Source organism: Candidatus Phytoplasma gossypii (genome assembly GCF_030586975.1).
In the GTDB taxonomy this organism is placed as follows: domain Bacteria; phylum Bacillota_I; class Bacilli_A; order Acholeplasmatales; family Acholeplasmataceae; genus Phytoplasma; species Phytoplasma citri.
This window is the reverse complement of record NZ_JAOSIT010000001.1, coordinates 14,188-29,788: the sequence shown is the minus strand read 5'-3', so window position 1 is coordinate 29,788 and position 15,601 is coordinate 14,188. Positions and strand designations below refer to the sequence as shown.

The following is a 15,601-nucleotide window of genomic DNA, read 5'->3' as shown; positions in this document are numbered from 1 at the left end:
AGTTAATGTTTATTATTGAATAAATTTTTAATTAAAATGAAAATTTATTTGTATTTTTGTTCTTTAAGATTTATTTTTTACAGTAATTTAATATTTATGAAATTTAGTGATTATTATTAATTATTTTATGTATATATTCGTTTAAAAATAATTTAATTAATGTTGATTTATTTCAAAAAAATTTAATTAAAAATGATATAGATATTTATTAAGTTATTGAATTAAATTATTTGTTATTTTTGATTCGAAAATAGAAAAAAAGGAATTAATATAGAATTTCATGAATAAGTTATGGGAAAATATTTCTTATATTTTAATTTCTTCTTTTATTATTATCAGTGTCTTTTTAATAGGTTTTATTATTGTTAATTATGACGAAAATAAAGCTTATAATAGCCTTCTCAATAATTCTAAAATTTTTGAAAAAAGTCCGAATAATGAAGAAAATAAGAAATTTATAAAAGATGGATCAATAACACGTTTCACGTCTAAATCTTATCATGATTTTCCACAAGACGACCCTTCGGCGTTAGACAATAAAAACAATCAACAAGAAGATTCCGAATCAACTACACAAAGTTTTCAAACCACTAGTCATACAATAAATTCAGGTTCGCCAGAAAATACCGAATCAACAATTAATAATAAAAACAATCAACAAGAAGATTCCGAATCAACTACACAAAGTTTTCAAACCACTAGTCATACAATAAATTTAGGTTCGCCAGAAAATACCGAACCGAGAACTAATATTGTTTCTTTTGGCCAAAGACATTTTTATAATCCGAATTTTTTTGAATTTATTCAAAAAGTTTTAAATTTTGAAGTAATTGACTGGGGAACTATTCCAAATTTACATCCTGAAGATTTATTTTCGTTTTTCAAAGAAGAACCTGATAAATTTTTCACTCAAGAACAAAGAAATTTAATTATTAAATCTTATTTAGATGATTATAATATTCGAAGATTATTAAAAGAATATATTCGTCAAAATTACATTAATTTCCAAGAATTATTTAAATTCGGATTTACTTGGGAACAATTAGCTTTTTATTTTGATTTTCTCGGTTCAGACTTTCCTCAATATATTAGAGAAGTTTTAGAAGGTAAAAAGATTGTATGGAAACAATTATCAGTAGTATATAGTCATGATTTATTTATATTTTTTGATGAAGAACCTGATAAATTTTTCACTCAAGAACAAAGAAATTTAATTATTAAATCTTATTTAGATGATTTAGATGTTCGAGGAGCTTTAAAAGTTTATATTGAAGAAGATTCTAAACGTTTTTCCAAATTACTTAAATTCGGATTTACTTGGGAAAAATTAGCTTTTTGTTTTGGATTTAAAAATAGAGTTTTTTATAAATATATTAAAAATGTTTTAAAAGGTAAACCAGTTGATTTGATAGATTCAAAAAATTTAAATTATCATGATGTATTTAGATTTTTTATACAAGAACCTGATCACTTTTTGACTAAACAACAAAGAAATAGAATTATTCAAGCTTATTTATCAGATGATAATATTAAAAAATTTTTAAAACACCATATATACCATGATATTATTAGTATTTCGCAATTGTTTGAATTTGGATTTACTTGGCAACAATTAGAATTTTGTTTTCAATTATAATTAAAGAGTTTTTAGAATGTCAAAAGGTTGTATATCAATAAATATCAAATTTATATAATAATGATTTATTTTTGTTTAATTTTGTTTTAATGTTTTTTTGATTATTATAAAAATTTATTATTATTTATTTGGTAAAATTAATCGAGATGAAATTTTTAAAAAGTTTATCTCGATTAATTTCTTTTTTCTTTTTATAATAAATTCATTAATTAAGGAAGTTATAAAATATTTTATGAATATCGAAAAAATTTTTAATTATAAATTGATTGTATGTATTATTAATTTATTTTTGATAAGTGGAATGTTTTTTTCAATTTTTTCTAATTATCAAACACAAACAAATCCTAAAGAAGTTATATTATCTTCTAAAAATAACATTTTTAACAAATATAATGATGATTCGAAAATGGTGATTCCTGAGAAAAATTTTTTTTCAATTGATCAAGAATTTTTTAAAAGTGTTACAACTGATATAAGAAAAAAAATTTTTAAAAATGGTAAATTAGTAGGAATAAAATTATATGAAAACGAAAATGATAAGTTTCCTATTGTGTTTGAAGAATATAATGAGAAAAATTTTATAACACAAATTACTAAGTATAACAAAGACAATGGCTTTAAATTGTATACAATTAAATATATTTATGATAAATCAAAAGTTATTAATAAAATTAAAGAAATTTATAATGATTTGCAAAAAATTAGTCAAATAGAAATATACAATGTTAATTATAGTTTTGATAAATCTAATGATTATTTGAGTAAAGTTACTAAATATAATGATTTTAATAGTATTTTATATACTATAGATTATATTTATAATAAAGCACAAAAAGTTAGTCGTATGAATAAAGATATTTATAATGATTCAGGTAAACGTCTTTTTACAGAAATTTATCATATCATTGATGGTTCAGAGATGCCTGTTTTGAGAAAAAAAATTCGTTATTCTTTGAAAAATGGTATAATTGAATCTATTTTTCACTATTTTAACGTAAAAGATAATAAAAAAAAGATAGTTAAGCAATTTTTTGTTGGTGGTATTCTTGATAAAACTGTTACAGAAGAAACCGATTTATTAGCCAATAAAAAAACTAAAATAGTTTATCAAGATCGTAATGATGAAATATTTAAGATTAGTAAATATGATTTAAATCAACATATGTGGTGTTCAGAAGTTTATAAAAATAAAGTTATTGTAGACAGACGTTGCGAAGATAAAAAAGATAAAAGTAATCGTTCTTATAAGCATTATCAAAAATTACAAAATAAAGAAGATTTGGCTCTTATTGATGAACAATTTATTGATGAACAAAATAATGTATGGAATAAAAAATATATTTATAAAGCTAATGGCGAATTAGATCATGTTATCGCTAAAAAAATTTATTATTAAAAATATTTTGTATTATTTTTCAATATTAGAAGTAATTAATTTATAATAAATTTAGATTTTAATTGAAATTAAAATTTTTAAATTTATTTAAATTTTTACTTTTTTTTATTATAATAATATCTAAGGGCGCTAAATAGACCTTAATATTTTTGATATCATATATTTGTTGGCTGGTCCGCTTCCGATGACCAATCTTATAAGGGACCATGGTTTTTTTATTCATAATGTTTTTCCAGTGAGAATCTCTAACGGTTCCGATATAATGAATTTCCAGAGGTTGATTTTCTGATTATCAGACTTCGCATTTTTTCGCTATCAATCTATCAGTTAATCTGTTTCGTCCTTTGAAGAGATTGTGATTGATAATTATTTCGGTTATTTCGCCTTTGTAGTTTCTCATTTTTTTAATTTTCTCCCAGGAGAACTTCTCCCATGATTCCATTTTCATCTTTCGGATTGGTAATTCATATATGATTTCCCATCCCAATTAATGGTTAAGTTTCTTTCGGACTCTGGCGATGGAGGTTTTCCATTTTGTCGCCATTGTCATTAAACAACTGTATTCCTCGAGGTAACTTAGTTACTTTAGATAACATAAAGCTTTAATATTTCTTTGTTGATTGGTTATTTTACGATGACAATCTTTACACAATACTTTTTATTTTTTTATTCATGATCCTTTGGCGATTCGCCTTGCGAATTGTCCTCATGTGATGAATTTGGAGTTGGGTTGTTCTGTCGCAATTCTTTTATCTCAAGAGTAGACGACCCATGGTTCATATTGGGTTTTTCCTTTATTAAGATAAGGAATACTCCAAGTTGATTCTGTATTAAATTATCTTTCGAACTCTGGCAATCGATGTTTTCCATTTTCTTGCCAATGTTTTCAAACAGCTATATTCAGCTAGATAATTTAGATGGGTTAAAACACCGAGATTGTTAGCTAAACAAAAGTATTGGATAAATTCTTCTAACAATTGCCTTATAGGTTCGGATTATTTCTAATTCGTCTCTACCCGCTAATGTTTTGTCGTGTTTTACCCCCCCCTTTTAACTAATTGTATTCATATCCGTATTCTTCGACTTTCGTTTTAGGAGCTTGGATTTGGATGCTGCCGTTTAAAGAATTCTGTGTGGTTTTTTCTTTACGGGTTTTATTAGTGGGTTTTTACCTTTATCATATAGGATAAAAATTTTGTTCCTTTGCTGGCCTTGACAATTTTTGATTTGTCCTTACTGATCGTAAGTTTTAAATCTTGCTCTAGCCATTGAGTGACTTGATTCTTAATCCTTTCAACTTGGTCATACTCGCCTTTAACACCAATGATAAAATCATCAGCGTAGCGGATGTAATCAATTCTTGTCTTTGGGTTTAGGTTGATAGAACTATCAATCCCCAGTTGATGGTGCTGGTTTAAACCATGCTTTCTTATATTCTGGGTTTTTTCTTCCAAGTTGGCTTTCCTTCTTTAATCAGTTCCTCCATTTTCAGGTCGATGTAATGTAAGTATACATTTGCCAACAAGGGGGAAATAATCCCTCCTTGGGGAGAACCAGATAAAGATTTATATTTGATCCCGTCTTCCATGACACCGGCTTTCAGTCATTTGCAAATGGTTGAGAGAGTTTTGTTCTTTTTGATGAACTGGTTTAAGGTTCTCATGAGAATCTCATGATTGATCGTATCAAAGTAGCCTTTTAAGTCGATTTTGATAATGTAATCAATTCCTTGAAATCTTGGTTTGACGCGTTTGATAGCATCATGACAAGATTTTTTGGTTCTAAATCCCAAGTTCCATGCTGAAAAGATATTTTCAAAATAAAGAGCTAAGAGTTGTTCTAGGCATTTTTGCATTAACCGATCTTTGATGGTGGGTAGCTCCAGGGGGTTTGGTTCTTTTATTATCGCTAGGAATGAGAATTCTTTTAACTGGTTTGGGTTTTTAACCATTATTGACTTATTCCTGAGGGTATCTTTCTAGTTTTTCTAAATTAACCTCATCAATGGTTTCATTGTCCACATCTGGTGTACCCGCCCCTTTGTTAACGGCAATTTTATTAAATGTCGTTAACATATTCTGAAAGTTATTCATTTCCTGCTGTAATTCTCTTTTTAAAGAGTAACCGTTTGATGAATAATATCGAATTTATTCAATTTTCGTGAAAGTTTAGTTTCTAGTGAAACCGTTGTTGACATCATTTATCAACTTCTTTCTCGATACCATTGAATAAATAAGTAAATTACTTTCTTCTTTCGTTCTATAAGAATGATTAACTCTTTTCTTGGTAAGACTATCTATCTTTGTAATACATATGTTAATTAATTATTATTTTTAAGTTTTTTATAAATAGCATTTATTATTTTTTTGTCTAATATGTAATAATATATAATAAGTTCAAGTGATAATATTGCTTTAAGGGGATTTTTGTAATATAATGCGTCAAAAAAAATTTAAAAATGATGATATTAATTGTTTAGATAATGTAAAAAATTATGATCCTATAATAGATTTGTTAATTCAAAAACTAATTAATTTGTGTCAAGAAATTCAACAAATAAATTTATTCAATGATAACTATATGAAAGATTTTTTGATTTTTTTGCCTATTTATAGTGCTAATCCTCATACAAATTTAACTCCTCAATTTGCGTCTAATATTCCACAATTAAATGCAGATTCCCATTATAATATAGATAATTTAAAGCAACAACTCAGTAAAAATTTAGAAAAATCAAGGTTAATTACAATTAATAAAGAAATTTCTTTAAATCAAGAGTTTATAAAAAGAAAACAACAAAGTGTTTTACAAAAAGATCGAATAATTACAGAATATAATATTCAAAAAGATAAATTGAATTGTAAATGCCATCTTGCTTTGGAAAAATTAAATTTGTTGGAAAACGAAGTAAACAAAGAACAAATGCAACAAAATGATTTTTTTACAGAACAATATTCTCAAGTTAATCAAAAATATCAAAAAAATATTTCAGATATTTATGATTTTTTTCATCAAAAAATTATCATTTTAAATCAAAAAATTAAACAATTAAAAGATATTTTTAATCATTCTTTAGAAAATATGAAAAATTTTTACCAAAAACAAATTCAACAAATACAAGAACAACAAAGACAACAAGAGATAGATTTTTCCAAAGAAATCAAAGATTCTTTTAATTTGTTACAACGCAAAATAGAAATGCATAATAAAATTTTTGATCAATTGAAATTGGAATTTATAGAAAAACAAGAAATAATTTTTAAAAAAAAACATAATATTTGGAATCAAGGTATAAGGGGATTTTTTTTTATTCAACCAATGTTTATAAATAGTTTTCCTGTAATGACAAATTTAATGCGAGATTTTTTTGTTTATCAACGAATGTATTTTATGCGTTTATATGGGTGGCGTTTTCAATATATGAAATTTAAATTTATTTATAATCGAAATTTAAATATTGTCGAATATAATAAACAAATTTTCCAAAAAATAAAAAATTTTCAAATTAATAATTTTGATTTAATCCAAAAGCAAGAATACAAATTAATTTATAATAATTATTTACAAAAAATTGATAATTTAGAAGTGGACTTAACTTTATTAAAAATAAAAAAAAAATATGGCATCATTAAGGAAGAAGCTATAGATGAACAATATAAACAAAAAATATCTTATGAACATTTACAAAAAAATTTCATTTTAATCGAAAAATTAAATGATATACAATATCAAAAAGACATATTATTATTGCAGAATCAAATTCAAGAACGTAAATTTTTGCTTAAAATGCAATTGCAAATGACAAAAATTCCTTTAAAAACAAAATATGATTGCGAAATTTTGCAAAATCTTCAAGAAATACAAAAATTACAAGAAAAAGTCTCTAATCTACATTATTATCAGGAATATGAAATAAATTTAAAAAATATTATTTATAAACAAAAAAAACAAAATTATTTTTATAAAGTGGAAATACCAAAAATTAAAATCAGAGATATTGTGGCTAAAAATAATTTTATTAAACAAAAAAATTTAATAAATGCTATATTATTCAATAATTATTTAAATAAACAAAATCAAACACATTTGAAAATTTTGCAACAAATTAAAGAACAATTGGATTTGTTTTGGCATTTGTATTTGAAAACAATTAATAAGAGTTTTTCTATGATTCATTTACATTTAATTTATAAATTAAATAAAATTTTTGTAGAAAAAGTTATAGAAGAACATTTTAAATATCTTTATTTATTGAAAATAAATATGATCGATTTAAGACTGAATAAGATAAAACAACAAATTAATTTGAATAAAGTGATTTTAAATTTTTATAATCAAAATATTTCTTTTATTAGTATTTTAATGCATCGAATGAAATTGAAAAATTTGGATAAAAATACAAAATTTTTAGTTTTTTTTGAACAAAAAATGAAAATTTATGAAAATATAGGAAATTTTTTTAAAAAAAAAATGAAATATTTAGAATATCAACAAAATAAACATCAGCAATCAAAAGAACAAATGACTAATAAATTGAAAAAACAACAAAATTGTTTTGTGCAAACTAATAATTTATTACAATACCAAATGTTTCAATTGACTGCTAAACTTAGAAGTTTTTCGAATTCTAAATTTTGGCATCGTATTTTATCTTCGTTTTATCTCAATAAAATGAAAAAGAAATGGTTATATTATTATGAGCATTTAGAATCACCTAGAATTTTTTTTATGCAAGAATATAACGATATTAAGGAAGAAATTTTTCATATACAAAAAAATCAATCAGAAGAAAAACATTTTTTATTAAAAGAAAGCGAATATATTATTGATTGTATTTCTCAGGTTTTTTTCGATATTACTAGAATAATGCATGATGATAGTTTAAATGAGATTATAATTAAATATCAAAAACAAGAAAAACAAATTCGTCATGAGATTAGTTTGTATGAAAAACAAAATAAATTAAAATTAAAAGAAATGAAACGCCAAATAGATTTAATTCAAGATAATTTAAAAGATTCTTTAACCGAAATAGATCAAGATTTTATAACTCAAAAGCACAAAATTAAACTAATATATGATAATAAAAATAAAAAAATTAATTCCGAATATAAAAATCAATTATATCTTTATCAAAAATATTTAAAAGATCAAAATCATCGTAATAATCTTTTTAGGGCGCAACAAAACGATGAAATAGATAAAATTTTATTTCAACATTGGAAAAAACAGAAAGAAATTATCGCAAACAATAATCGATTATTGGATCGGATTAATAAAATTAAAGTTTATCAACAATTTAAAATTAAAAAGATATTGTTTTTTAAAAAAACGCGTTTAATTATTTTGACATTTTTTTGGTGGTATAAATTTTATCAAAATAAACGAATTTTACAAAAAGATTATAAGAAAAATTTAATTATTTTGAAAAAAAAAATGGTGATTAAATTTATGCAATTATATAAGAAATTAATTCAAATATTTGGTATTTAAAATTTATATTATTTGATTACAACATGCAAGGAAATTAAAATAATATGTACATAGGTGATAAAATTCGAACTTTAAGATTGCAACAAAAATTAACTCAAAGAGAATTAGCGCAAAAAATTAATATGACCACAGGCTATATTTCGCAGATCGAAAATAATTTAATCTTACCTTCTCTAAATACTTTGTTTTTAATTTTAAAAATTTTTAAAGTTTCAATAGTAGATTTTTTTCAAAATGAAGAATCTATGATGGCAATCAATAAAAAAACAGATTTTAATATTCAATATAATCCCCATTTGAAAAATAAAATTTATCATATTTTTAAAAATTTAGATAAATTCAAAATAGAACCGCTTATTATTGAGCTTAAACCCCAAGGTCAAACCGAAATACAATTTAAATCTGTTTATCATGAGTTTTTTTTTGTTTTGGAGGGAGAGATTTTTTTAATTTTAGATAAATTACATTATTTATTGAAACAAGAAGATACTTTTTATTTAGGATCTGATAAAGAATATTATTTTGTTAATAATCAAAATTATAAAAATGCTAAAATTTTAAAAATAATTATTTTTTAGAAAATAGTCATGATGATATAAATAAACATTATTATTTAATTGAAAATCAATATTATTATATTGTTTAATTATATTGATTTTTAAAATTAATTATGAAAGAAGAATAATGTTTTACGGAATTATTTTTTATTTTAAGAAATTTATTAGAATTATATTTTATTTAAGAATAATAAGATTTTTTATGAAATTTTTTAAAATAGAAAAAAATTTTTACGGATAGTTTTTCAAGAGACGTTATGATATAATTTTATTATGGTTAGTGAGTATTAATTAATAATTTATTATAATTGATTTATTATTAATGCTGATGTGGCGGAATTGGTAGACGCATTTGACTCAAAATCAAACAAGTGAATAACTTATATCGGTTCGAGTCCGATCATCAGTACCATACCATCCAAAAAAATTATTTTTTTAAAGTGACATGAAATTTTTCATGTTTTTTTTCTTTATATATGAAATTTTCCGATAATAAACTAAAAATAAATAATTAAAATAAGTTGAGATTGATAATGAAGCTTTATTCAAAATTTATAAAATTTATTAAAAATAAAAATATTCCAAATTTTCCATTAATAGAAGTTGTGGTTGATGATAAACAAATTAATAGTTGGGATTGTTTTTTCCAAATAGAAGAATATCCTGAAGAAACTACACATTTTGAATTTTTTGAAAAAGAATTTCAAAATTTTTTTTTAAAACAATTAAATGAAGATTTAGAAAATTTTGCACAATTACAACCTATAATTAATGTGCATTTTCGTATTCTAAATTGGAATCTGTTAAAGGATGATTATATTTGGAAAAAACATTATCAATATATGTTAGATAAAGTTATGGCATACTTGGATATAGATACAGAATTAAAAAATTTTTTTCAAAAAACTCCTATTATTTTGGATATACATAACAAAACATGTTTATTTAAAAGACAGAAAAATATAAACGAAAAACAATTAGAATCAAAATTATTGAAATTAAAAAATTTATTTATGCAATATTTTGATTTTAATTTTAATTTAGATTTATTGTCTTTATCAAATTTTAAAGAAAGCTCGGAAAAAATTTCACGTTTAATACTAATTAAAGGTTATTTACAATTTATTAATTATGATAATTATAAAAATTGGATTAGTTTTTATTTGGTTGAATCTGTTAGTTTGCAAGATTCTATAAAGGTTACAATATTTTTTAAATCTAAAGATGAAAACAAAGCTAAAAAAGAACGTGATTATTTAATAAATTTTTTACGAGAGGGAATATTAATATTAGCTATTATTCGAATAGATAAAAATAAAGATAAATTTTATTTTAATTTAAAAGATTATGAAATTTTAGATTCTTCGTCTATTTTTTTTAAAAAAATGGATAATTATCCTGGTAAAAAGCGAATTGAATTTCATATACATACTAAAATGTCCAATTTAGATGCTATTACTAGTGCTAAAAATTATATAGAATTAGCGGAAAAATGGGGACATGAAGCTATTGCTTTTACAGATCATGATGGTTTGTATGCTTTTCCGGAAATTTCTAAATATATTTCTGATAAAAATATTAAAGCTATTGTAGGAGTAGAATTAAATTTTGTCGAAGAAAAACCGATTTTTATTACTAATCAAGAGATAAATGTTGGTAAATTTGCTGATTTTGTTTTGAAAAATCATTGTTATGTGGTTTTGGATATTGAAACCACTGGTTTGTCTAAGGTTAGGGATAGGATAATTTCTATAGCTGCTGTTAAAATTCAAAATGGTAAAATTATTGAATTTTTTGATGAATTAATTAATCCTGGGACAGATATAAAGATTAATCATTTTATTCAGGAATTAACCAATATTTCTAATGATATTTTGTTAAAAAAACCTCATATTAAAGAAATTTTTCCCAAATTTTTAGATTTTATTAAAGATTGTCCTGATTGTGTTTTGGTAGCTCATAATGCTAGTTTTGATATAGAATTTTTACAAGAGGTAGCTAAACAAATTGGTTTATCTTGGCCTTTATTACCTATTATTGATACTTTAGCTTTAGCTCAAAAGCATTTTAATACTTTGTTAAAATATTTTAATTTAGAAAAAATTGTTAAATCTTTTAAAATTAAACTTGATTCAGAAGGTCAATACCATAACGCTTTATTTGATGCCCGCGCTACTGCTCTTGTTTTGTTAGAAATGTTAGAACAATTAGAAGCTCAAAAAATATTGAATTTTTATGATTTGCAAGGTCCTTTAGATATTAAATTTGAGAGACCTTATCATGTTAATATCATAGTTAAAAACAAAAAAGGTTATAATAATTTATTTCATTTAATAAGTGATGCTTTAACGAGAGATTTTATGAAAACCCCTCGTTTATTAAAATCTAATTTTGAAAAATACAGAGAAGGCCTATTAATTGGTAGTGGTTGTTTTGATAGTAATGTGTTTAATATCGCTTTATCTAAAGATGAATATGATTTAGCTAAAGCTATTTCTTATTATGATTATATTGAAGTCCAACCTCCTCAGGCTTATCGTCATATCATTTATGATTTGAATGGTTCTTCAGAATTTGATAATGATAATTCATATGGTCTTAGTATAATTCAAGATACTATTTTTAAAATTATTAAAGAAGCTCGGAAACAAAATAAAATTATTATAGCTACTGGCGATGTTCATTATTTATATTCTTGCGAAAAAGTTTTACGTGAAGTTTATATTAATGCGAAATTAATTGGTGGCGGTATACACCGTCTTTCAAAATATCCTTCACAATTTTTGCCTGATAATTATTTTTTAACTACTCAAGAAATGTTAAATGCTTTTGATTTTATTAATGATGAACAATTGAAACAAGATATTGTAATTAATAACACTCATTTATTGAATCAACAAATTGAAAAATTTCAATTTTTTTCTAATCAACTTTTTAATATTCCTGATGATATGTTTTTGAAAAATTTAAAAATTTCTAGTATTAGAGCTGAAATGATAGGTTTGATTAATGAAAAAATTTTTAATTTATATGGTCACTTGTTACATCCTAATGTTAAAGATAGGATTGAACAAGAATTATCTGTAATTGCTCCTAAAGATAATTTAGAAAATAATAATATTGCCGCAATTTATTATTTATCCTATTTATTAGTGAAAAAATCAACTGAAGATGGTTATCCAGTAGGTTCTCGAGGTTCTGTAGGGGCTTCTTTTATAGCTAATATTTTGGGTATTACTGAAATCAATCCCTTGCCTCCGCATTATCGTTGTGCTATTTGTAAATATATTATTATGAAAATGGGTTTAACCGAACTTCAAAATGTTGAATATCAAAATTATTTCAAATCATATTCTTTTGTTATTGATATACAAAAATATCAAAAACATTTTACAAATGTATTTTCAGGTTATGATTTACCTAAAGAAAGTTGTTCTATTTGTGGTAAAATTCTTATTAAAGATGGTCAAGATATTCCTTTTGAAACTTTTTTAGGTTTCGGTGGTAACAGAAAACCTGATATTGATTTAAATTTTTCTGGAGATTATCAAAATAAAATTCATAATTATTTTAGAGAGTTATTAGGTGAAAGTTGTGTATTTCGGGTTGGAACTATTCAAACTGTGGCGAAACAAAATGCTTATGGTTACATTAGATCTTTTATGGAGGAAAGACAAATTGCAATAAGTGATAACGAAAAAGATCGTAGAGCTATAATGATTGAAGGGGTAAAACGTTCTACAGGTCAACATCCTGGCGGCATTGTGATTGTTCCTAAAGGTTTATCCATATATGATGTTACCCCTATCCAATTTCCTGCTAATGATACTTCTTCCGAATGGAAAACTACTCATTTTGATTATCATGCTTTAGAAAAAAATTTATTTAAGTTAGATATTTTGGGTCATGATGATCCTACTTTGATTAAGTTTTTGATGGATGATGTTCTTCAAAATCCTTCTTCTTTTCCCTTTCGAAAATTTCAAGATATTCCTGTCGATGATCAACAAGTTTATGAATTTTTTGCTAATAAATCGGACTACCAAACTTCTCGAGCAATTCCTGAATTTGGAACACCTTTTGTTCGTGATATGTTGAAAGAAATCAATTCAGAAGGAAAAAAATTTAATTTTTTTAAATTTAATTTTTCTACTTTAGTGAAAGTATCAGGTTTATCTCATGGTACTGGCGTTTGGTCAGGTAATGCTCAAGATCATTTAAAAAATAATAAAAGTATTTTTGATTTGATTACTTGTCGTGATGATATTTTAAATTATTTAATTTCTAAAGGTTTGGAAAAATTGGTGGCTTTTGAAATTATGGAATTAGTTCGTAAGGGGCAACAAAATAATGATATACAAAAATGGCAAAATCTATCTCAAATCATGCGCGAACATAACGTAGATGATTGGTATATCGAGTCTTTGCAAAAAATTCAATATCTTTTTCCAAAACCTCATGCTGCCGCTTATGTTTTAATGGCTTTACGAATAGCTTGGTTTAAGGTTCATGCCCCTTTACTTTTTTATAAAGGATATTTTTCTACTAGAGTGTCGCAATTTGATTATGACAATATGATGTTGTCATCTGATGAAATAGATTCTATTATTAAAAAATTAGAGAAATCTGATAAAATTAATAAAAAAAAGATGACATTAGTTCAAAAAGAAAAATTGCATACTTTAAAAATTGCTAAAGAAATGAAAGATAGAGGTTATAATTTTTTACCTATTGATTTGAATAAATCCGAAGCTAATCTATTTGTGATGGAATTATCATCCAATTCTTTAATTATGCCTTTTATTACCATTGATGGTTTAGGTCAAGTAGGGGCTAATAATATTGTGAAAGCGCGTGGCGAAAAATTATTCACACAACAAGATTTTGAAAAAAGAGTGAAATTGAATAAAACAATTTTAAAAAAATTTCATGATTTAAATTTAATTAAACAATTACCTTTAGAATAAGACTTTGTTGATTTTAAATTATAAATTAATTTTTTATATATGTTATAATTTAATTGTATATCTTTTATAATTAATTATTTATAAAAACTCAAATAACGGAAACTTATAAACATAATTTTAATAGATGAAAAGGTGATATTAATGAATGAAAAGATGAAAGTTATAGTGGTCGGTTGTACTCATTCGGGTACTGCAGCTGTTAAAACTATTCGAAAAACTTATCCATATGATAATATTGATATTACTGTTTACGAAAGAAACGATAATGTTTCGTTTTTATCTTGTGGTATAGCTTTATATATTGGTGGAGTTGTTCAAGATAAAAAAGGTTTATTTTATTCTAATGCTCAAGAATTGTCTGCATTAGGGATAAATATGTGTTTAGAACATGAAGTGTTACAGATTGATTTTGATCAGAAAAAAATTTGGGTTAAAAATTTAAAAACTAATGAAGAATTTTTTGATTATTTTGATAAATTGATTTTATCTACAGGTTCTTGGCCAGTAATTCCGAAATTAGAAGGAATTAATTCTAAAAACTTGTTTTTATGCAAAAATTTTGAGCATGCGAATGAAATTATTAAATATGCCCGTAATGTTGACAATATTACTATTATAGGTGCTGGTTATATTGGTGTTGAGTTAGCTGAAGCTTTTTCTTTGCAAAACAAAAAAGTTGTTTTAATTGATGCTGAAGATAGAATTATGTCTAAATATTTAGATGCTGAATTTACTGAACCTGCTCAACAACAATTTATAAATAATCATGTTCGTTTGGCTTTAGGACAAAAAGTGTCTCAATTTGTTACTGAAAATGAATTAGTTACTCATGTAAAAACTGATAAAGATATTTTTGCTACAGAAATGGTTATTTTATGTATTAGTTTCGTTCCTAATTCCAGTATTGCTCATAATTATTTAAAAACATCACTCAATGGTGCTTTTATTGTAAACGAATTTTTACAAACTTCTCATCCTGATGTTTATGCTTGCGGTGATTGTATTAATGTATTATATAACCCTTTAATGGATTATAAATACATTCCTTTGGCTACAAATGCTGTTAAAACAGGAACTATTGTAGGTTTAAATATTAAAAATAATAGAATAGCATTTTCTGGAGTTCAAGGCACTAGCGCTATTAAAATATATGAACTCAATATTGCTTCTACGGGAATTACGGAATATGTGGCTTCACGATTGAAATTAAATTATGATTTTGAAGTTATTAAAGATGCTGATAAACCTGAGTTTATGCCTGACTATAACGGAGTTATTTTCAAGATTATATTTGAAAAAGACACTAAAAAAATTTTAGGTGGTCAAATTTTATCTAAATCTAATTTGTTGGAACAAATCAATATTTTGAGCTTGTGTATTCAAAAACAGATGACTGTCGAAAGTTTATTTTCTATTGATTCTTATTTTAATCCTCATTACAATAAACCTTTTAGTTTATTGCAATTAGCTACTTTAAGGTGTTTCAAATAATTCAAATTTTTATGAAATGTTTCTTTTTTGAAAAACTTTATGTGATTAGCGAGGGCGCCAA

Annotated in this window: 11 protein-coding genes and 1 tRNA gene; 7 read left to right on the top strand and 5 right to left on the bottom strand. The window is 24.0% G+C overall.

Going from position 1 to position 15,601, the window contains the following annotated elements; all coding sequences use genetic code 11:
• The first annotated feature begins 280 nt into the window (after nucleotides 1-280).
• Together OC698_RS00125 and OC698_RS00120 are read left to right on the top strand one after the other, a co-directional pair.
• On the top strand, nucleotides 281-1,636 hold the full coding sequence (locus tag OC698_RS00125) for a hypothetical protein (protein ID WP_304512732.1): 1,356 nt from the start codon (nucleotides 281-283) through the stop codon (nucleotides 1,634-1,636).
• Between the two features lie 232 nt (nucleotides 1,637-1,868).
• Nucleotides 1,869-3,032: a hypothetical protein gene (locus OC698_RS00120; protein ID WP_304512731.1), complete on the top strand. Its 1,164-nt coding sequence runs from the start codon at nucleotides 1,869-1,871 to the stop codon at nucleotides 3,030-3,032.
• An 830-nt stretch (nucleotides 3,033-3,862) separates the two neighbouring features.
• Here the strand turns inward: OC698_RS00120 and OC698_RS03280 are convergent.
• The 5 genes from OC698_RS03280 to OC698_RS03260 form a co-directional block, all read right to left on the bottom strand.
• Nucleotides 3,863-4,009, bottom strand: a complete 147-nt coding sequence (locus OC698_RS03280; protein ID WP_304512730.1) for a group II intron reverse transcriptase/maturase — start codon at nucleotides 4,007-4,009, stop codon at nucleotides 3,863-3,865.
• Nucleotides 4,010-4,189: 180 nt separating this feature from the next.
• A complete protein-coding gene (locus OC698_RS03275; RefSeq protein ID WP_304512729.1) occupies nucleotides 4,190-4,486 on the bottom strand; it encodes a reverse transcriptase domain-containing protein in 297 nt (98 codons plus the stop codon).
• A complete protein-coding gene (locus OC698_RS03270) occupies nucleotides 4,462-4,620 on the bottom strand; it encodes an RNA-dependent RNA polymerase family protein (protein ID WP_304512728.1) in 159 nt (52 codons plus the stop codon). Before OC698_RS03270 ends, OC698_RS03275 begins: the two co-directional genes overlap by 25 nt.
• Before the next feature lie 15 nt (nucleotides 4,621-4,635).
• Nucleotides 4,636-4,983, bottom strand: coding sequence for a reverse transcriptase domain-containing protein (locus OC698_RS03265; RefSeq protein WP_304512727.1), 348 nt, complete (start codon nucleotides 4,981-4,983; stop codon nucleotides 4,636-4,638).
• 7 nt (nucleotides 4,984-4,990) lie between these two features.
• Nucleotides 4,991-5,125 (bottom strand): hypothetical protein, encoded by a 135-nt coding sequence (locus OC698_RS03260; RefSeq protein WP_304512726.1) that lies wholly within the window; start codon nucleotides 5,123-5,125, stop codon nucleotides 4,991-4,993.
• Between the two features lie 343 nt (nucleotides 5,126-5,468).
• Here OC698_RS03260 and OC698_RS00090 point away from each other — a divergent pair, with 343 nt between their 5' ends.
• The 5 genes from OC698_RS00090 (at nucleotide 5,469) to OC698_RS00070 (ending at nucleotide 15,540) form a co-directional block, all read left to right on the top strand.
• Nucleotides 5,469-8,525 (top strand): hypothetical protein, encoded by a 3,057-nt coding sequence (locus OC698_RS00090; RefSeq protein ID WP_304512725.1) that lies wholly within the window; start codon nucleotides 5,469-5,471, stop codon nucleotides 8,523-8,525.
• A 44-nt stretch (nucleotides 8,526-8,569) separates the two neighbouring features.
• Nucleotides 8,570-9,103: a helix-turn-helix domain-containing protein gene (locus OC698_RS00085; protein ID WP_304512724.1), complete on the top strand. Its 534-nt coding sequence runs from the start codon at nucleotides 8,570-8,572 to the stop codon at nucleotides 9,101-9,103.
• A 303-nt stretch (nucleotides 9,104-9,406) separates the two neighbouring features.
• Nucleotides 9,407-9,494 (top strand) — tRNA-Leu (locus OC698_RS00080).
• Between the two features lie 121 nt (nucleotides 9,495-9,615).
• A complete protein-coding gene (locus OC698_RS00075; RefSeq protein ID WP_304512723.1) occupies nucleotides 9,616-14,049 on the top strand; it encodes an exonuclease domain-containing protein in 4,434 nt (1,477 codons plus the stop codon).
• A gap of 153 nt (nucleotides 14,050-14,202) precedes the next feature.
• A complete protein-coding gene (locus OC698_RS00070) occupies nucleotides 14,203-15,540 on the top strand; it encodes an FAD-dependent oxidoreductase (protein ID WP_304512743.1) in 1,338 nt (445 codons plus the stop codon).
• The last annotated feature ends 61 nt before the right edge of the window (nucleotides 15,541-15,601 follow it).